The organism is Streptomyces sp. NPDC031121 (assembly GCF_055570615.1).
Genome location: NZ_JBVIGV010000002.1, coordinates 546,720 through 564,210, shown reverse-complemented (window position 1 = coordinate 564,210; position 17,491 = coordinate 546,720). Strand labels below are relative to the sequence as shown.

At 71.2% G+C, this 17,491-nt stretch carries 17 protein-coding genes and 3 pseudogenes; 15 read left to right on the top strand and 5 right to left on the bottom strand.

The genetic code is table 11. The annotated features are described in order from the left end of the window. Positions 1 to 113: 113 nt before the first annotated feature. The 12 genes and pseudogenes from ACZ462_RS05485 to ACZ462_RS05430 all read left to right on the top strand — a co-directional run bounded on the left by ACZ462_RS05485 (position 114) and on the right by ACZ462_RS05430 (position 10,606). Positions 114 to 746, top strand: a complete 633-nt coding sequence (locus ACZ462_RS05485) for a TetR/AcrR family transcriptional regulator (RefSeq protein WP_467809639.1) — start codon at positions 114 to 116, stop codon at positions 744 to 746. Positions 747 to 788: 42 nt separating this feature from the next. Further along, entirely contained in the window at positions 789 to 1,220 is a 432-nt protein-coding gene (locus ACZ462_RS05480) for a methyltransferase family protein (RefSeq protein WP_467809650.1), read from the top strand. Positions 1,221 to 1,524: 304 nt separating this feature from the next. Further along, positions 1,525 to 2,292 (top strand): PspA/IM30 family protein, encoded by a 768-nt coding sequence (locus ACZ462_RS05475; protein WP_467809638.1) that lies wholly within the window; start codon positions 1,525 to 1,527, stop codon positions 2,290 to 2,292. Then, positions 2,289 to 2,567 (top strand): PspA-associated protein PspAA, encoded by a 279-nt coding sequence (pspAA, locus tag ACZ462_RS05470; protein ID WP_467809637.1) that lies wholly within the window; start codon positions 2,289 to 2,291, stop codon positions 2,565 to 2,567. Before ACZ462_RS05475 ends, pspAA begins: the two co-directional genes overlap by 4 nt. A gap of 21 nt (positions 2,568 to 2,588) precedes the next feature. Next, on the top strand, positions 2,589 to 3,512 hold the full coding sequence (htpX, locus tag ACZ462_RS05465; RefSeq protein ID WP_467809636.1) for a zinc metalloprotease HtpX: 924 nt from the start codon (positions 2,589 to 2,591) through the stop codon (positions 3,510 to 3,512). A gap of 19 nt (positions 3,513 to 3,531) precedes the next feature. Next, positions 3,532 to 4,110: a PspA-associated protein PspAB gene (pspAB, locus tag ACZ462_RS05460; RefSeq protein ID WP_467809635.1), complete on the top strand. Its 579-nt coding sequence runs from the start codon at positions 3,532 to 3,534 to the stop codon at positions 4,108 to 4,110. A gap of 40 nt (positions 4,111 to 4,150) precedes the next feature. Continuing rightward, positions 4,151 to 4,828: an ATP-binding cassette domain-containing protein gene (locus tag ACZ462_RS05455; protein WP_467809634.1), complete on the top strand. Its 678-nt coding sequence runs from the start codon at positions 4,151 to 4,153 to the stop codon at positions 4,826 to 4,828. Further along, the gene (locus tag ACZ462_RS05450) at positions 4,825 to 6,336 is read left to right on the top strand and encodes an ABC transporter permease (RefSeq protein WP_467809633.1); all 1,512 of its coding nucleotides are present in this window, start codon (positions 4,825 to 4,827) and stop codon (positions 6,334 to 6,336) included. The genes ACZ462_RS05455 and ACZ462_RS05450 overlap by 4 nt, the downstream gene beginning before the upstream one ends. A gap of 84 nt (positions 6,337 to 6,420) precedes the next feature. Beyond that, positions 6,421 to 7,050, top strand: a complete 630-nt coding sequence (locus tag ACZ462_RS05445) for a DUF305 domain-containing protein (protein ID WP_467809632.1) — start codon at positions 6,421 to 6,423, stop codon at positions 7,048 to 7,050. 180 nt (positions 7,051 to 7,230) lie between these two features. Then, positions 7,231 to 7,643 (top strand): annotated as a pseudogene (locus ACZ462_RS05440) (four-helix bundle copper-binding protein). A gap of 451 nt (positions 7,644 to 8,094) precedes the next feature. Continuing rightward, positions 8,095 to 8,959: pseudogene (locus tag ACZ462_RS05435) on the top strand (hypothetical protein). 360 nt (positions 8,960 to 9,319) lie between these two features. Continuing rightward, positions 9,320 to 10,606, top strand: a complete 1,287-nt coding sequence (locus ACZ462_RS05430) for an aminotransferase class V-fold PLP-dependent enzyme (protein ID WP_467809630.1) — start codon at positions 9,320 to 9,322, stop codon at positions 10,604 to 10,606. On the opposite strand, the gene ACZ462_RS05425 is transcribed toward ACZ462_RS05430, so the two are convergent. Then, positions 10,522 to 10,869, bottom strand: a complete 348-nt coding sequence (locus ACZ462_RS05425) for a hypothetical protein (protein WP_467809629.1) — start codon at positions 10,867 to 10,869, stop codon at positions 10,522 to 10,524. The genes ACZ462_RS05430 and ACZ462_RS05425 overlap by 85 nt on opposite strands. A 222-nt stretch (positions 10,870 to 11,091) precedes the next feature. Next, the gene (locus tag ACZ462_RS05420) at positions 11,092 to 11,940 is read right to left on the bottom strand and encodes an SDR family NAD(P)-dependent oxidoreductase (RefSeq protein WP_467809628.1); all 849 of its coding nucleotides are present in this window, start codon (positions 11,938 to 11,940) and stop codon (positions 11,092 to 11,094) included. A 104-nt stretch (positions 11,941 to 12,044) separates the two neighbouring features. On the opposite strand from ACZ462_RS05420, the gene ACZ462_RS05415 reads away from it, so the two are divergent. Continuing rightward, positions 12,045 to 12,656: a CGNR zinc finger domain-containing protein gene (locus ACZ462_RS05415; RefSeq protein WP_467809627.1), complete on the top strand. Its 612-nt coding sequence runs from the start codon at positions 12,045 to 12,047 to the stop codon at positions 12,654 to 12,656. A 15-nt stretch (positions 12,657 to 12,671) separates the two neighbouring features. Here ACZ462_RS05415 and ACZ462_RS05410 read toward each other — a convergent pair whose 3' ends face one another. Continuing rightward, positions 12,672 to 12,851, bottom strand: coding sequence for a hypothetical protein (locus ACZ462_RS05410; protein WP_467809625.1), 180 nt, complete (start codon positions 12,849 to 12,851; stop codon positions 12,672 to 12,674). 75 nt (positions 12,852 to 12,926) lie between these two features. Beyond that, positions 12,927 to 13,564: pseudogene (locus ACZ462_RS05405) on the bottom strand (IS5 family transposase); the annotation flags it as partial. Positions 13,565 to 13,766: 202 nt separating this feature from the next. On the opposite strand from ACZ462_RS05405, the gene panD reads away from it, so the two are divergent. Beyond that, positions 13,767 to 14,186 (top strand): aspartate 1-decarboxylase, encoded by a 420-nt coding sequence (panD, locus tag ACZ462_RS05400; protein ID WP_467809624.1) that lies wholly within the window; start codon positions 13,767 to 13,769, stop codon positions 14,184 to 14,186. Positions 14,187 to 14,536: 350 nt separating this feature from the next. On the opposite strand, the gene gndA is transcribed toward panD, so the two are convergent. Further along, positions 14,537 to 15,976 carry an NADP-dependent phosphogluconate dehydrogenase gene (gene gndA / locus ACZ462_RS05395; RefSeq protein WP_467802756.1) on the bottom strand — a complete coding sequence of 480 codons (1,440 nt, stop codon included), beginning with the start codon at positions 15,974 to 15,976 and terminating at the stop codon, positions 14,537 to 14,539. A 187-nt stretch (positions 15,977 to 16,163) separates the two neighbouring features. Between gndA and ACZ462_RS05390 the strand changes: the two genes are divergently transcribed. After that, positions 16,164 to 17,468 (top strand): transglycosylase family protein, encoded by a 1,305-nt coding sequence (locus tag ACZ462_RS05390; RefSeq protein ID WP_467802757.1) that lies wholly within the window; start codon positions 16,164 to 16,166, stop codon positions 17,466 to 17,468. The last annotated feature ends 23 nt before the right edge of the window (positions 17,469 to 17,491 follow it).

The window sequence follows — 17,491 nt, the reverse complement described above, 5'->3', positions numbered from 1 at the left end:
CTCCGCTTCGCGTGGGAACGGCGCACTGCCGTCGAACGCGCTCAGCTTTTTCGAGACAGACTGTCTTTGTCAAGTCATCGTGTCACTACCTCGTCGTACCGTAGATTGTGGGCATGCCGAAGCTGTGGAACGAGACGATCGAGGCCCACCGCAGTGCCGTACGCGATGCGGTGCTCGACGCCGCCGCCGCGCTGGTGGCGGAGCACGGACTGCTGTCCGTGACGATGTCGCGTCTCGCCCAGGAAACCGGCATCGGGCGCGCGACGCTGTACAAGTACTTCCCGGACATCGAGTCTGTCCTGGTTGCCTGGCACGAGCGCCGGGTCGCCGGCCACCTCGCACAGCTCGAAGCCGTACGGGACCGCCTCTGTGACCCCGGCGAGCGGCTGCGGGCGGTCCTTGAGGCGTACGCCCTCATGACGTACGAACGCCACGAGCACCACGGCACGGCCGTGGCCACGCTCCTTCATCAGGGCGCCGGTGTCGCTCACGCCCATCAGCGGCTCCTGGAGCTGGTCGAGGGGTTGGTGGCGGAAGGCGCGGAGGGCGGCACGCTCCGGGACGATGTGGCTGCCGGCGAGCTCGCCGCCTACTGTCTGCATGCCCTCGGGGCCGCTGCGGGGCTCCCGTCCAGCGCGGCGGTGCGCCGGCTCGTCGCCGTGACCGTGGCCGGGCTACTGCCTCCGGCCCACCCCGTCGATGCCGCGGCGGAGCACGGGCACCACCGGGCGCACGGCGCCCACTGAGAAAGCCCTCAAGCTCACCGGCTCGATGATGAAGTACGACACCTGAGCCCCTTCCACCTGGCCGGCTACGTTGCCATCGGTGTCGGATTCTGGCTGATCGCCGCCGCCTGGAAGGTCCTGCACGAAGCCGCGCAGAAGGACCGGCTGGCCACCACCGGCCCGTACGCCTGGGTGCGCCACCCGCAGTACGACGGCTTCCTGCTCGTCATGACCGGGTTCCTGCTGCAGTGGCCCACCATCCCCGCCCTGATCATGTTTCCCGTCCTGGTGTACGTGTACATGAGGCTGGCCCGCGGTGAGGAGCGCGAGGTCGCGGCCCGCTTCGGGGGAGGAGTGGACGGACTTCGCCGCTCGCACCCCTGCGTTATGGCGCAGTCGTCCCCGGCGCAGCGTCCTCCCGGAGCGAGGGACAAGGCCGGACGTGGCCCGTTCCCGCCGACCACACGCCCCAGCGGCTCCGGGGGTGCCCGATGACCGGCAAGCCCGTGTCCTCCCAGGCGACGATCGTGGCCGCCGCCGGCATCGCTGGGCTGCGCGTGGCGCGGGCCCGCACCGAGCGGCCCCCACGGCCCCTCGTCACCACACGTCATTCCGGGAGCAGACCGTGACCAGCACGAGCCGCCACGGGCCACGATCAAACTGCCACACGGGACCTCCGCGCGGACAATGGAAGTGGTGCCCGGCGGTCGGTGACCAGAGGGCGAGCCGGTGGTGCAGCCGCGCGACCGGGGGCTGAACCCTCGAACCCGACGGACGCCTGCAGAGCATGGAGGTCACCATGACCAGCATCACCCAACGCATCACCAGCCTGTTCCGGATCAAGGCGAACAAGGCGCTGGACAAGGCCGAAGACCCGCGCGAGGTCCTGGACTACTCCTACGAGCAGCAGCTGCAGATGCTGCAACGCGTGCGGCGCGGGGTGGCCGACGTGGCGACCAGCCGCAAGCGGGTCGAACTCCAGCTCAGCCGACTCCAGCAGTCCACCGACAAACTGCAGGGCCAGGCCGAGCGGGCGCTGGCCGCCGGGCGCGAGGACCTGGCCCGCGAGGCGCTCACCCGCCGTACCGCTGTGGCCGGGCAGATCGGCGACCTTCAAGCCGAGCACACGTCGCTGAAGGAGCAGGAGGACAAGCTCACGCTCGCCGCCCAGCGCCTGGAGGGGAAGGTGGACGCCTTCCGGACGCGCAAGGAGACCATCAAGGCCAGCTACACCGCAGCCGAGGCCCAGACGCGTATCACGGAGGCCGTGACGGGCATCGGCGAGGAGATGGGCGATGTGGGCCTGGCCATGCAGCGAGCCCAGGACAAGACCGAGCAGATGCAGGCCCGGGCCGGCGCGCTGGACGAACTGATCGCCTCCGGCGCCCTGGACGACGCCACCCTGCCTGCCGGCCGGGACGACATCCAGGCCGAGCTCGAGCGCGTCACCGCAGGTCAGGACGTGGAGCTCGAACTGGCCAGGATGAAGGCACAGCTGCCGGCGGGGTCCGCTCCGCAGGCGGTGGCAGCCGGTGAAGAACAGCCCGGGCAGGAGAAGAAGTCATGATCATGCGGATTCTCGGCGAGGGCCAGTACGACATCGCCGACGAGCACCTCGACCGGCTCAACCACCTGGACTCCGCCCTGCAGAAAGCCGCCGACGAAGGCGACGAGACGGCCTTCGCCACCGCCCTGTCGGCGCTGCTGGACGCCGTACGCAGCCTCGGCACACCGCTGCCCGAGGAGCGGATCACTCCATCGGATCTGGTGTTGCCCGACGAGACGACCGGCCTGCCGCAGGTGCGCGAGCTGCTGTCAGACGAGGGCCTGATCCCGGGTTGACGGACTGATGGGGTGATGGGGATGCGCAGCAGGTTCGAGCCCGACCGGCAGCTGACCGCCCGCATGGCGGTCACCATGTTCCTGCTCGGACTGCTCTACGTGGCGTTCATCGCCGCGCTGATCGTGCTGCTCAAGTCCGTCGTCCTCGTGGTCGTGATCGCCGCGGCCCTGCTGGGGGCCCAGTACTGGTACTCCGACCGGATCGCCCTGTACGCCATGCGCGGCCGGCTCGTCACGCCCGAGGAGCAGCCGCTGCTGCACGGGGTCGTGGACCGGCTGTGCGTGAGCGCGGACATGTCCAAGCCGCGGGTCGCGGTCTCGGACATGGACCTGCCCAACGCCTTTGCCACCGGTCGCAACGCCGACCACGCCGTGGTCTGCGTGACCACCGGCCTCATGCGCCGTCTGGAGACCGAGGAGCTCGAAGGCGTCCTCGCCCACGAACTCTCCCACGTCGCCCACCGCGACGTGGCGGTGATCACCATCGCTTCGTTCCTGGGCGTCATCGCCGGCCTCATCGTCCGCTTCGCCTTCTACTCCCAGCTGTTCGGCGGACGGGGCCAGCGGGACCAGAACACCGCCGTCGTCTTCCTCGCCGTGATGGCCGTCTCGGCCCTCGTCTACGCCATCAGCTTCCTTCTCATCCGGGCCCTGTCCCGCTACCGCGAGCTGGCCGCCGACCGGGCCGCGGCCATGCTGACCGCCAAGCCGTCCGTCCTGGCCTCGGCGCTGACCAAGGTCAGCGGCGACATCGCCCGCATCCCCACGCAGGATCTGCGCACCGCCCAGGCGTTCAACGCGTTCTTCTTCACCCCCGCCCGCGGGCCCGGTACCGCGGTGGCGAACCTGTTCTCCACCCACCCCACCCTGGAACGCCGCCTCGAGGCGCTCGCGGAACTCTCCGCACAGCTCGGCGAAGCGGGCGGCGAACCAGGCAGGGCATGAGGGAAGGAGACGGTGGCCCATGGGCTTCTGGGACGTGCTCTTCGGCCGGAGCAAGCCGATCCGGCCCGACCTGGACCAGCTCTTCGCCCTGCCCTCAGCGGCGATCACCCTCCAGGCGGCCATCGGCTTCACCCCGACCGGCGAGGGCTCGGTCTGCTTCGCCGCGATCGAAGGCGGCGCCTTCGCCCAGGTCCGACAAGAGGTACGGGCCCTCCTGGCCGCCGACTCCGAACGCGCCGGCGCCCCGGCGGAGTTCAGCCTCGACGCCTACGGCTACTCGTGGCTGCTGTCCCGCCGTCCACCAGACGACCTGCCCGCCCTCGTAGGCGACCTCCACGCCGTCAACACCTCCCTGCAGGAAAGCGGCTTCGGCCCGCACCTCCTCTGCTCGCTGATCGCCTTCCACGACGCCGAACTGCGCCCCCTCGCCCTGGTCTACCTGTACAAACGCGGCACCTTCTACCCGTTCGCCCCGCTGCCCGGCAACAAACGCGACAACCCGCTGGAACTCCAGGTCAAGGCCGTACTCAAGGACGACCTGCGCATCGAGCAGGACCTGGCGCGCTGGTTCCCGCTCTGGGGCGCCCCCGGCTTGTGACATGACGCAACCGGCCCACCCGAGCCGTGGAGGTGACGACGTGAACGAACCCCAACCCCGCTCGGGTGACGAACCGCAAACCGCCCGCCCGGTGCTGGCGGCGGCAGGCATCGAGAAGGCGTACCGGCGCGGCCCGTGGCCGGCACGCCGCACGGCGCCGGTGCTGCGGGGCGTGGACCTCACCCTGGCTCCGGGCGAGGTGGTCGGCATCGTCGGTGAGAACGGCTCCGGCAAGAGCACGCTGATGAAGATTCTGGTCGGGGCGCTCGCCGCCGATGCCGGAACCATCACCCACACCGGCCGGCTGGGCTACTGCCCACAGGAACCGGTCGTCTACGAACGTCTCACCTGCGACGAGCACTTCGAGCTGTTCGGCCGCGCCTACGCCATGACGAGCGAGGCGGAACGACGCTCGCGCCGGGAGATCTACGCTGCCCTCGGCTTCGAACGCTACGCCGGCACTCGCGCGGACCAGCTGTCCGGTGGAACCCTCGCCAAGCTGAACCTCGGCCTGGCGCTCCTTGCGGACCCCGAAGTGCTGCTGCTGGACGAGCCGTACGCGGGTTTCGACTTCGACACCTACCTGAAGTTCTGGGACCTGGTCGCCAAGCGCCGCACGGCAGGCCGCTCCGTGCTGATCATCAGCCACTTCGTCACGGACCAAGAGCGCTTCGACCGGATTGTGGAACTGCGGGACGGCAGGGCGGTGAACCGATGACCGCCCTGCCGTTCGCCCGCCGCTTCCTCATCGAGTCCGCCCGGACCCCGGTGAACCTCCTCGTACTCGTGCTGGTGCCGGTGGTGTTCGTGGTGGTGGCCGCACGCCCGCTGGCGGACGCGGCCGAGCTGCTCGGCGGCACCCGCGGGCCCGCCGTGCAGACGGCCACCGCCGGCTGGGCCGCGGGATTCATCGCCGCGATCGCCATGTACTTCCAGATGCGCGCCTCACGCGCGGCTGATCGCCGGCTGATACTCGCCGGACTGGCGCCCCACCGGCTGGTGGCCGCGCGCATGGGCGCCGGCCTGGCCCTGGCCGTACTCGCCGCGGCGGCGGCTCTGCTGGCCCTCCAACTGAGGACCGGACTCGGCGGTGATCCGGGGCGGGTGCTGGCCGGAACGCTGATGTATGCGGTGATCTACCTGGCCATCGGGGCGCTGATCGGCGCGACGGTGACCAGCCCCGTCAACGGCACCCTGCTGGTGCTGTTCGTATGGATCCTGGACGTCTTCTTCGGCCCCGGCCTCGGTGCGGCGGACCGGGCGGCGACCCGGGTACTCCCGACGCACTTCGTGACGCTGTGGATGGTCGATGTCCCTTCCGGCCACAGCGGTCGGCCCGGAGATTTCGGCTGGGCCCTGGCCTGGACCGCGGCAGCCGTCGCCGTCAGCTGGACGGTGATCACCGCCACCAGCCGCACCGCCCGAGCCCGCCGCCGCGCCAGGCCCGGTTCAGCCACCGCCCAACTGGCCGCGGGGGTGCGCGCGGGGCTGCGGGAGGCCGGCCGCAACCGGGTGCTGTGGGTGCTGCTCATCGCGGTGCCGACGGTCTTCGTCCTCCTCGCGGTGGCCACCACCCCCGAGCAGTCCACGTCCCTGACCGTCCGCGAAGGCGGGCGCACCACGGTCCAGCAGGCGTGGCTGCCCGACATCCACGGCGGCACCATGGCACCGATCGCCACCGCCTCCCTCGCCACCCTCGCTGGACTCTTCACGATCGTGAACGCTCGCACAGGCGACCAGCGCCTCGCCATCGCCGGGTTCCGCCCCGCCAGCCTGCTCGCCTCCCGCCTGACCGTAGTCATCCTCGGCGCGCTGCTGGCCACCGCCGCATCCCTCGCGGTGACCGCGACCGTCTTCGACGCCCGCCAATGGGGCCTCTACATCGCCGCGAACGTCCTGATCGCCCTCACGTACGCCCTCATCGGCGTCCTTGTCGGCCCGCTGTTCGGCCGGGTCGGCGGGGTACTGATCGCCTTCCTGCTGCCCTTCATCGACCTGGGCATCGAACAGAGCCCCATGCTCCACCCCGCCCCGCCCACCTGGGCGCACGCCCTGCCCGGCTACGGCTCCACCCGCGTCCTCATCGACGCCGCCGTCACCCCGGGCTTCGACGAAACCGGCCCCCTCCTCCTCGCCCTCGCCTGGCTGGCCGGGCTCACCCTCGCCGCTGGCGCAGTGTTCCGCCGCACCATCAGCCCGGCTCACACCGGACGGACGCCAGAGTGACCCCCCGGCGGCGTCGTCCGCGAGCGCGAGTCATTTGTGCCGTGTAGGGATGTCCTGGAACCTTCGATCCGAGGAGCCCCTTCCGTGAAGCGCACCCGCTCCCTCCACCGCCGTACCGCCCTTGCCGCCGTCGCAGCCGCCCCCATGCTCTTCCTTGCCGGCTGTGGTGATGACGGCTACGGCTCTGCCGCCACCTCTCCCAGCCCCAACGCGTCCGTCTCGGTCCCGGCGGGCGAGCACAACCAGGCGGACGTCGACTTCGCGCAGGGCATGATCCCGCACCACCGCCAGGCCGTCATGATGGCCGACATGGCCGAGGCCCGGGCCTCGGCCAGCGAGGTGAAGGCCCTCGCCGCGAAGATCAAGGAGGCGCAGCAGCCGGAGATCGAGACCATGTCCGCCTGGCTGACGGCCTGGGGTGAAAAGGTCCCCCAGGGTATGGACGATATGGAGGGGATGGACCACGGTGACGCCTCGTCCATGCCCGGCATGATGAACGACCAGCAGATGGAGGACATGCGAGGCGCCTCCGGCAAGGCCTTCGACACCATGTTCCTGACCATGATGATCGAGCACCACGAAGGCGCCGTCGACATGGCCGAGACCGAGAAGAAGGACGGCGCCGACGGCCCCGCCAAGGAACTCGCCGACGACATCATCACCGCCCAGAAGGCGGAGATCACCCAGATGCGGCAGATGCTCGGCACGAACTGACTCCGGCACGGGGCAGGCGACAGGCCGTTTGTGGTGGAGAAGGAGGACAGCCCGGTCTCGCGATGATGGGGCGGGCGGGCGTGATCGCGCCGAGGGCGTTCGCTGGAAGGTGCACCCCGGGACTCGTGAGGCGGCCCGCTCGGGTCCGCCGGCCCCTGGGTGAAGGTGAAGGAGGCAACGATGTCCAGCACCGTCAAGGACATGCCCGCCACCTACCCGGCCGATTTCGGCGAGGTCGACCGCGAGAAGCTCACCCGCCGCATCGAGGAGTGCATCGCCTGTGCACAGGCGTGTACGGCGTGCGCGGACGCCTGCCTAATGAGGGCATGGTGGGTGACCTGACCAAGTGCATCCGTACCGACATGGACTGCGCCGACATCTGCAACGCCACCGCATCCGTGCTCTCCCGCCGCACCGGCTACGACGCCAACATCACTCGCGCTGTGCTCCAGGCGCGCGCCGTGGCCTGCAAGGCGTGCGGCGACGAATGCGCCGCCTCCCACGCGGACATGCCCGAACACTGCCGCGTATGTGCCGAAGCCTGCCGCTCCTGCGAACAGGCGTGCAACGAACTCCTCGGCGCGCTCGGCTGACCTGAGGCGTCGCGTGCGCACCGGGTAGGGCCACGGTGTGATCACGGCCCGGGCTGCAATCGGCGCGACGCGGTCCCGACCAACGCCGGGACCGCTGCGACTGCTGTGTCTGGCCGCCCTGCTGTTCGCCTCCCTCTATACCCACGCCGCCGGAGCCGACAGCGCCTCGGCGCACGTCACCGGTGGCGCCGCCGCCGTAGCCCAGCTGGTGTCCACGGCCGACGACGGCCATCACCGCGACGGCTGGACACCCGATGGACGCGACGACGGCCGCGGGGAGTCCCATACCGCCGGAGTGTGCCTTGGGCCACCCGCAGCAGGGCTGCGAGCTGCCCGGTCCGTACCTGCTCCGGTCACCTCCGGCACGGACCAAGTCGGCCTCCACATCTCCGGCCCACAACGACGGCCACGCTCACTGAGAGCCTGCGGGGCGAGCAGGCAGGCGCTTCCTGTGGAGCACCAACGCGAGAGGGCCGACTGGGGGAGAAGCCCTGTCGTTCGCGACCGAGGTCTCGATCACCTGGACGCGCTCGGTAATTGCCACGGCTTCGCGCTGTCGGCTATCGCCTCGGGGCTGTCTCGATCCGGGCCGCGCACGAGGCGCAGGTCAAACAGGCTGTCCCTGGATACCCGGATCGTGGCGCCGGGCCCGAGGGAGCTCAGGTTCTCGATCAAGGACCGCGATGGCCGCAAGGTCACGGCGTACAAGACCGAGCACGGCAAGGAGCTGCACTTCATCGTCGCCTCACGGGACTTGACGGTCTACCGCCATCTCCACCCGGTCCGGGCGGCCGACGGCACCTGGTCGACGCTGATGGACCTGCCCGCGGCCGGTGGTTACAAGGCGTTCGCCGACTTCACCCCGGCGGCCGAGGGTGCAAAGGGCATCACCATCGGCGCGGATCTCGCCGTTCCCGGCTCGTACACGCCCACCCCGATGCCGCCAGCCGCCGCGGCGGCGGACGTGGAGGGCTACCGCGTCGCGCTGGGCGGGACCCTGGATCCGGGCAAGGCGGGCGAACTCAAGCTCACCATCAGCAAGGACGGGAAGCCGGTCACGGACCTCGAGCCGTACCTCGGTGCGTACGGTCACCTGGTCGCCCTGCGCGACGGAGACCTCGCCTACCTCCACGTCCGCCCCAACCCTGGCGGCCCCGGGCCCGAGGTCTCTTTCACCAACGCCCCCGAGCGCGGGGACGTACCGCCTGTTCCTGGACTTCCAGCACGAGGGCAAGGTCCGCACGGCCGCTTTCACAGTCCACGCGGGCGACCGCGCAGGCGACTCCGTCGCGGAGCCGGGCGGACACTCCCACTAACACGGATCCCGGCCGGCGGGGTGCAGTGTGCGGACGGACGGGCAGCCGGGGAACGAGCTGCTCGGGAAGAACTGACCTCAGCCTCTCGGGCGCTTGTGCTGTAGCGCCCCGGGGGCGTACCCGGACAGCCCAAGCTCGCCCGCACGGCCCGCACGGCCCGCACGGCCCGCACGGCCCGCACGGCCCGCGCGGCCCGCAACGAGAATCGGATGGTCTGTGCTGTGCGGTACCTCGACAGGACCGTTTGGGTCATGCCGCGGTCGTGCGCCCACGCACACTTTGCGTAGCCTCGTCAGCAGAAGGGCACCAGGCAGCTGTTGCGCCACCGCTTCGTCGGTCGCGAGGCAAAAGGGGTGCGGGATGTCGTTGATGAGTCGGCGCGATCTGCTGGCGAAATCTGCGGGAGCGGTGGCGGTCACCCTCGCGCCCAGCTCCGGCGCGGCACGCGTGAGTCCACCGCCGGAGCGGCCGGTCACCACGACCGACGGCCGCGTGGACTGGGACGCCCTGCGGGCCCAGTTCCGTCTGCAGCCGGGATGGGCGAACCTGGCGTTGTTCTATCTGGCCTCGCACCCGAAGGTGGTGCGGGATGCGGTGGATCATTTGGCGGCCCAGATCGACGCCAATCCCCTCTCGGTGCCCACGGGGCTGACGCTGCCCGACGGTCCGACCGGATGGACCCGGGTACGCCAGGCGCTGGCGGCCTATGTGGGCGGCCGGGCCGAGGACATTGCGATGACGGCGAGCACGAGCATCGGGCTCGGTGTCGTGTACAACGGCGTCGTGACCCGTCGGGGACAGGAGTTCCTGCTGACCGAGCACGACCACAACGCCCATCGCACCGCCGCCCGCCTGGCCGCAGAGAAGCACGGCAACACGCTCCGGCTGGCCTCCTGGTTTACCGACCCGGCCACCGCGACGGCGGACGGCATCGCAGCGGCGGTCGGCGAGGCGATACGGCCGAACACCAGAGTCGTGGGGATCACCTGGGTCCAGTCGAGCACAGGGCTCCGGATGCCGGTACGTGCGGTGGCCGATGTCGTGCGCCGGGCCAATGAGGGCCGACGCCCTGCCGACCGGTGCCTGCTGGTCGTCGACGGCGTCCACGGGCTGGCAGCCATTGACGAGGATGCCGCCGGCCTGGGCGCGGACGTGGTGATCGCCGGAACGCACAAATGGTTGTTCGGCCCCAGAGGAACGGGCCTGATCTGGGTGGCGCCGGACGTCCTCGATCAGCTGCGGCCCACGTTCGTCAGCTTCATCGCGGGCGGGGGAGCAGCGCCCTTGTCGCCCGGCGGGTTCCTGGCGTTCGAGCACGCATTCGCCCTGCCGGTGGCGGTGGCCCTGCACGAGCAGATGGGCCGGGCGCGCGTCGCCGCCCGCATCACCGAGCTGTCGACGCGGGTGAAGCACGGGCTGAGCCGCATCCCCGGCGTCATCGTGCACACCCCCGCCGACCCCGGGCTGTCAGCGGGCATCACGTGTTTCAGCGTGGCCGGACACACCCATCAGCAGGTCGTCGACCACGCAGCCACCCGCCGCGTGCGGCTGTCCACCTCGACCTACACCCGGATCGGCACCGCCGCCATCAACACGCCGGCCGAGATCGACACCGCACTGAACAGTCTGGCCGACCTCACCCGCTGAACGTTCTCGGCAGCCGTCGCCGTGCCGCCTGCTGTATGGAAGTCCACCCCCGTCACCGGCCCCCCGAGGCCCGCAGGAGGTGACCAGGGCGGCGCGAGGCCCTGGGCCGCGAGATCCCACACGAGGGCGGCCTTGCCCAGCCGGGTTAGGGCCGCGAGGACGACGGCGGCGGCCGCGAACGGGCTGACGAGGTGCCGCCGGCGGCCCTTGGAGTCCTTGGCGACGAACGCGCCGTACGCCATGAGCAGGCCGACGGGGGTCATCCAGGCACTGCGTTCGGGGAACTGCTCGAAGTGTTGGATGCCGCCGCCGACCAGGCCGACGCCGAAGGACAGTGGCAGGGAGAACGCGACCAGCGAGACCGCCTGGCTCAGCGTCGGGCGCTCGTCGGCCAGTACGAACTCGTTGGCGATGGTCCCGAGGAGGAACGCGACGGCGCAGATGAGCGCGTACAGCGACGGGTTGATCGGGCAGTTGCGGAGCTGCTACGCGTCGACGGCGTTGGTCACGTGCTGCCAGCCGTCCAGGTCTGCGATCCGCGCCTCCAGGGCGGGGCGCATGCCTGTCGTGCTGGAGGTGCCGAGGGCCAGGCGCAGCGGAGGGTTGGGGCTGTCGACCGCGGTCCGGATGCCGGCGGCGACGCGCGCCGCGGCGGAGAACGCGGAGGCCGGCAGTTCGCCGATGCCCTTCTGGGCCTCGCGGACGGTCCGGTCGTAGTCGTCCAGGCCGGCGGCGACGTCGAGGTTGGCGAGGAAGGGGGTCGCGGTCATCCCGGGCTGGATGATCGTGACCTTGACGCCGAGCGGCGCGACCTCGGCCGCGAGCGCGTCCGACAGCCCCTCGACCGCGTACTTGGTGGCGGCCAGCAGACCCACGCCGGGATGGGCGGACTGCCCGTAGACCGACGAGCCCTGGAGGACGTGCCCGGACCGCTGGGCGCGGAGCACCGGCAGCGTTGCGCGGAGCACGTTGAGCACTCCGAAGACGTTGGTGTCGAACACGGCCCGGACCTGCGTGTCGGAGGCCTCCTCAACGGCCCCGAACAGTCCGTATCCCGCGTTGTTGGCCACGACGTCGATGCGGCCGAACCGTGCGAGCGTGCCTTCCACCGCGTCCCGGACGGCTTGCTCGTCGCTTACGTCCGCCCGGATGAGAAGTAGGCGCTCACCGTGCTCTTGCGCCAGTTCGTCGAGGGAGGAGGTGTCGCGGGCGAGGGCCGAGACGGAGTCGCCGTTCTCCAGTGCCTGGAGCGTGAGTTCGCGGCCGATGCCGGACGTCGCGCCGGTGATCAGCCATGTGCGGAGGGGGGCCTGGGTGTTGGATGCTTGATTCATGTTGCGACCGTAAGCTGTTAGATCGCAACGCGTCAAGCTTGATCGGCCGCAGCGGTTGCTTACTAGCCGGATTAGCGATGCTCACCCTGATGTACTGTGGGAGGATGATCGCTGCGGCAGCCGGACCCCCCACACCCACCCCACGCGCCGTCCCGCCGACGGTGGAGACCGTTCTCGCGTTCGTGAACACGCGCGCGGACGGATCGGGCCGCCAGGAGTTGTTCGGGGACGGCGACTCGTTCGCGGCGTGGCTGGCGGAGCGCGACGAGTTCGGTGGCGACACCGTGGTGACGGACGCTGACGCCGCGGTCGCGCGCGAGCTGCGCGACGCCCTGGTGACCCTGCTGCTCGCGCATTCGGGCGACGAGGGGAGTCTGGGCAAGCCGCTGCTGCGTGCCGAGCGGCATCTGCGAAGGGTGGGTGCGCTCTACCCGCTGGCGACGGTGGTCACGGCCGACGGCGTGGAGCTGGCATCGCCCCAGGCGGGGGTGCCGCGCGTGTTCGGAACCGTACTGGCCGCGGTGACCACGTTCGCGCAGAGCGGCGACTGGGGGCGCATCAAGGCGTGCCGGAACCCCCCGTGCCATTTCGGCTTCTTCGACCGCACCCGCAACGGGGGAGGGCTGTACTGCAGTACCGGCTGCGGCTCTCAGGTGTCCATGCGCAAACACCGCCAGCGGCAGCGCCATGGCAGTGGTGCGCCGTCCGAGGCGTGAAGCCGCCAGCGCAGCTTAGACATCCTGCGTGTGATCGCGGGTCGTGGACTGCCAGTCGTATAGGTCGTCGTCGTCCACCATGTACGAGAGCGGCTCCTCCCACGCCCATCCTGTGGCGGCCAGGGCCTCAATGGTGGTGCGGACCTGCAGCTCGCGGGCGAAAGTGAAGTCGATGTCTGCGGTCCTGGACGACACGAATGGCTCCTGATGAAGGTTCGACGGCACCGCATCGTTGCCGAGGATGCGCCGATCTGTCGATCGAATCGAGGATCAAGGGCCTGGGCAGAGGCGTTGGACGTGTCGATGGGTGATGAGGCACGTGGCGAGGCCGAGGAAGGCTTCGTGGATGTCGTCGCGTCGTTCCCAGCGGACGCGTAGGCGCCGGAAGCCGTGCAGCCAGGCGATGCTGCGTTCGACGACCCAGCGGTGCACTCCCAGGCCGGAACCGTGAGGGACGCCGCGGCGGGCGATCACCGGTTTGATGCCCTGGGCCCAGACGAGACGGCGGTACTTGTCGTGGTCGCAGCCCCGGTCGGCCAGCAGCATGTCCGGCCGACGCCGTGGCCGGCCGACCAGGCCGGCAACGGAGTTGACCTTCGCAAGCAGAGGCATCAGCTGCGTCACATCGTTGCGGTTTCCGCCTGTCAGCGACACAGCGAGCGGGATGCCTGCCCGTCGACGAGGACGTGGTGCTTGCTGCCCGGACGTGCTCGGTCGACCGGGCTGGGACCGCTCTTGGGCCCCGCCGAGCAGCCCGGACACGGCTGGAGTCGATCACCGCCCGCGACCAGTCCAGCTGCTTCGCCGAACGCAGCTTCGTCAGCAGGGACGGCATGGAGCCGATCCCAGACGCCGGCCTCGTTCCACGCAGCGAGCCGCCGCCAGCACGTCATGCCCGAGCCGAAGCCTTTCCCGAGGCGCTGTCTGGCGTGACGCCTGGTCGGCGGCTTCAGGGGAGGAGCCTGGTCACAGAGAAGTGCAGGCTGCGAGGCTTCTCGGCGGAGAGGGCGATGTTCCTTTTCATCTTCGCCCCAACGGGCCTCCGTGTAGAGTGCCTAGCGCCCTTGACCTGCAAAAAGCCGGCAGGGAGCCGTCTTCCAGGAGTCCACCATGCTGCGCACCATGTTCAAGTCCAAGATCCACCGGGCCACCGTCACGCAGGCCGACCTGCACTATGTCGGGTCCGTGACCATTGACGCCGATCTGCTTGAAGCCGCGGATCTGCTCCCCGGAGAGCTCGTGCACATCGTCGACATCACCAACGGTGCGCGGCTGGAGACCTACGTCATCGAGGGGGAGCGCGGGTCCGGGGTGATCGGGATCAACGGGGCCGCCGCGCACCTCGTGCACCCGGGCGACCTCGTCATCCTGATCAGCTACGCCCAGGTCGACGACGCCGAGGCGCGGGCGATGCGGCCGCGGGTCGTGCACGTCGACGCGGACAACCGGATCGTCGAGCTGGGTGAGGACGCCTCCGCGCCCGTTCCCGGGAGCGATCAGCAGCGCAGCCCCCACGCCGTGGCCGTCTGAGCCGTCGGTCCGTCGGACGCCCCCGTCACGCCGCCGGGGGTGTCCGGAGGCGTGGGCGGGCGAATCGCGGGAAGGTGGGGCACATGCCGATCGATGTCCATGCCGAGCAGACGCAGCCCCCCGTTCCGGAGCCGACCCCGGTGCCGCCGCCCACGCCGGGGCCGGCGCCCGGGCCGTTCCCCGATCCGGAGCCCGTGCCGCGGCCGGTTCCGCCGGTGCCGGAGCCGGTCCCCGAGCCGGATCCGGTGCCTCCGCCGCCCGGACCCGCGCCGATTCCGCAGCCCCCGCCGCCCAGCTGATCCGCGCGGAGCCGCGGCGGGGCCGTCCGGCCCCGCCGCGGCAGCCGCACGTCAGGCCGTGGTCTCCGTGCGGTCGCCGCTCCAGAGGGTGTGGAACGAGCCCTCGCGGTCCGTGCGCCGGTACGTGTGGGCCCCGAAGAAGTCCCGCTGCCCCTGCGTCAGCGCAGCCGGCAGCCGCTCCGCGCGCAGCGCGTCGTAGTACGCGAGCGACGCCGCGAACGCCGGGACCGGGATGCCGCCGGCTACCGCGGCCGCCACCACCGCACGCCAGTCGTCCTGCGCCGCCCCGATCTCCTGCGCGAACCCGGTGTCGGCGAGCAGGCCCGGCAGGTCCGGCCGGGCGTCGTACGCGGCGCGGATCCGGTCGAGGAACGCCGCCCGGATGATGCAGCCGCCGCGCCACAGCGAGGCCACCGCCCCCAGGTCGATGCCCCAGCCGTACTCCTCGCTGCCCGCCCGGATCTGGTGGAAGCCCTGCGTGTACGAGACGATCTTCGAGGCGTACAGCGCCTGCTCCACCTTCGCGGCGAACGCGTCCGCCGCCCCGCCCGCCAGCGGCTGGGCGGACGGGCCCGCGAGCCCCCGCGACGCCTCCCGCAGCCCGGCGTGGCCCGAGACGGCGCGGGCGAAGACCGCCTCGGCGATGCCCGACACCGGGACGCCCAGGTCCATGGCCGTCTGCACGGTCCAGCGGCCGGTGCCCTTCTGCTCGGCCGCGTCGGCCACCACGTCCACGAACGGCCGCCCGGTGGCCGCGTCCACGTGCGCGAGGACCTCCGCGGTGATCTCGATCAGGTAGGAGTCCAGCCGGCCCCGGTTCCACGTCCGGAACGTCTCCGCGATCCGCGCGGGGGAGTAGCCGGCGACCTCGCGCAGCAGGTGGTACGCCTCCGCGATCAGCTGCATGTCGGCGTACTCGATGCCGTTGTGCACCATCTTCACGAAGTGGCCGGCGCCGTCCGGGCCGACGTGCGAGGTGCACGGCGTGCCGTCGGCGGCCTTCGCCGCGATCCGCTCCAGCATCGGGCCGAGCGCGTCGTACGACTCCGGCGACCCGCCGGGCATGATGCTCGGGCCGAGCAGCGCGCCCTCCTCGCCGCCGGAGATCCCCACGCCCACGAAGTGGATGCCCCGCTCCCGCAGGTCGCGCTCGCGCCGCCGCGTGTCCTCGAAGTGCGCGTTCCCGCCGTCGATGACGACGTCCCCGGGCTCCAGCAGCGGGGCGAACTCGCGGATCACCGCGTCCGTCGGCTCGCCCGCCTTCACCATCACGATCAGCCGGCGCGGCCGCTCCAGCGCGTCGACGAACTCCTTCGCCGACTCGGCCGCGACGAAGTCCCCCTCGTGCCCGAACTCCTCCACCAGGGCACGGGACTTGGCGGCGGTCCGGTTGTGCACGGCCACGGTGAAACCGTTGCGGGCGAAGTTCCGGGCGAGGTTGCTGCCCATCACCGCGAGCCCGGTGACACCGATCTGGGCGGTGCTGCTCATGCGTGCGCTCCTTGGTGCTTCGATGTGCGGGGATCACCGACGCTACCGCGACACGGCCCGCGGCGGGCCGTCCGCCGCCCGGGACAATGTCAACTTGCCCTGCTGTGCGCCCTGTTGCGCCCCTTGTCACGGCCGTGACCGGACCGTTAGGTTGTGCGGTCACCAATGTCTTCGATGGGGGCTCCCAATGGGTGTACGGGGTCGGCACCGCCGGTACCAGCCGAGCAGCATCAACCGCGCCTCGCTGGCCGTCACCGCGGGCGGCGCCGGCATCGCGCTCCCGCTGATCGGCGCCGGGACCGTCCACGCCGCGTCGGCGGAGACCTGGGCCACCGTCGCCGACTGCGAGTCCGGCAGCAACTGGCAGATCAACACCGGCAACGGCTACTACGGCGGGCTCCAGTTCAGCCAGACGACGTGGCGCGCCTTCGGCGGCACGCAGTACGCGCCGCGCGCCGACAAGGCGACCAGGGAGCAGCAGATCGCCGTCGCGGAGAAGGTGTTGCAGGGGCAGGGCCCGCAGGCCTGGCCCACCTGCGGGAAGCAGGCGGGGCTCACCCGCGGCGGTCCCGCCCCCGACCTCTCGCCGCAGGGCGGGGCGAAGGCCACCGTCCAGGTCGTCAAGGTGCAGGCGCAGCCCGCCGGGAAGGCCGCGGCGCCGCCCGCCGCGCCCCGGCCGACCGGGACGTCGGTGCTGCCGAACCCGTACGTCGTGGCCCCCGGCGACTCGCTGTCGTCGATTGCGACCCGCCAGCACGTCGCCGGTGGCTGGCAGGCCCTGTACGAGACCAACCGGACCACCGTCGGCGCCAACCCGGACCTGATCTTCCCCGGGCAGCGCCTCACCCTCCGCATCACCGCCGCCCCGCCCGCGCAGAACCCGGAGAAGCCGCCGCGCACCGCCGAACCGGTCAAGCCGGTCGCGCCCGCGGCGCCCCCGGCCGGCGAGCAGGTCGCCAAGCCCGCCGAGAAGCCGGCGGAGAAGCCGGCGGACAAGCCCGCGGCCAAACCCGCGCCCAAGCCGGCCCCCGCGCAGCAGAAGCCCGCGGAGAAGCCCGCCTCAGCGCCCCAGCAGCAGCCCGCCGCCGGCGGCTACGTCGCCCCCGTCGACGCCTCGGTCGGCACCCGCTACAAGGCCAGCGGATCCTCCTGGTCCAGCGGCTACCACACCGGCGTCGACTTCCCCGTCGCGACCGGGACGTCCGTCAAGTCCGTCGGCCCCGGCCGCGTCGTCTCGGCCGGCTGGGCCGGTGCGTACGGGTACCAGGTGATCGTCCGGCACACCGACGGCCGGTACTCCCAGTACGCCCACCTGTCGGCCCTCGGCGTGAAGGCCGGGCAGGACGTCTCCGCCGGCCAGCGGATCGGGCGTTCCGGATCGACCGGCAACAGCAGCGGGCCCCACCTCCACTTCGAGGTGCGGACCGGCCCCGGGTACGGCTCCGACATCGACCCGCTGAAGTACCTCCGCGCCCACGGCGTGGGCATCTGACGCGGACGCGCGGGGCGGCGCGG

Excerpts from the sequence above, each read along its gene's own strand:
- ACZ462_RS05450 (WP_467809633.1), top strand. The coding sequence starts at position 4,825 with ATGACCGCCCTGCCGTTCGCCCGCCGCTTCCTCATCGAGTCCGCCCGG.
- ACZ462_RS05420 (WP_467809628.1), bottom strand. The coding sequence starts at position 11,940 with ATGAATCAAGCATCCAACACCCAGGCCCCCCTCCGCACATGGCTGATC.
- ACZ462_RS05415 (WP_467809627.1), top strand. The coding sequence starts at position 12,045 with ATGATCGCTGCGGCAGCCGGACCCCCCACACCCACCCCACGCGCCGTC.
- pspAB (WP_467809635.1), top strand. The coding sequence starts at position 3,532 with ATGGGCTTCTGGGACGTGCTCTTCGGCCGGAGCAAGCCGATCCGGCCC.
- ACZ462_RS05475 (WP_467809638.1), top strand. The coding sequence starts at position 1,525 with ATGACCAGCATCACCCAACGCATCACCAGCCTGTTCCGGATCAAGGCG.
- ACZ462_RS05430 (WP_467809630.1), top strand. The coding sequence starts at position 9,320 with ATGTCGTTGATGAGTCGGCGCGATCTGCTGGCGAAATCTGCGGGAGCG.
- panD (WP_467809624.1), top strand. The coding sequence starts at position 13,767 with ATGCTGCGCACCATGTTCAAGTCCAAGATCCACCGGGCCACCGTCACG.
- pspAA (WP_467809637.1), top strand. The coding sequence starts at position 2,289 with ATGATCATGCGGATTCTCGGCGAGGGCCAGTACGACATCGCCGACGAG.
- htpX (WP_467809636.1), top strand. The coding sequence starts at position 2,589 with ATGCGCAGCAGGTTCGAGCCCGACCGGCAGCTGACCGCCCGCATGGCG.
- ACZ462_RS05485 (WP_467809639.1), top strand. The coding sequence starts at position 114 with ATGCCGAAGCTGTGGAACGAGACGATCGAGGCCCACCGCAGTGCCGTA.
- ACZ462_RS05425 (WP_467809629.1), bottom strand. The coding sequence starts at position 10,869 with ATGACCCCCGTCGGCCTGCTCATGGCGTACGGCGCGTTCGTCGCCAAG.
- ACZ462_RS05390 (WP_467802757.1), top strand. The coding sequence starts at position 16,164 with ATGGGTGTACGGGGTCGGCACCGCCGGTACCAGCCGAGCAGCATCAAC.
- gndA (WP_467802756.1), bottom strand. The coding sequence starts at position 15,976 with ATGAGCAGCACCGCCCAGATCGGTGTCACCGGGCTCGCGGTGATGGGC.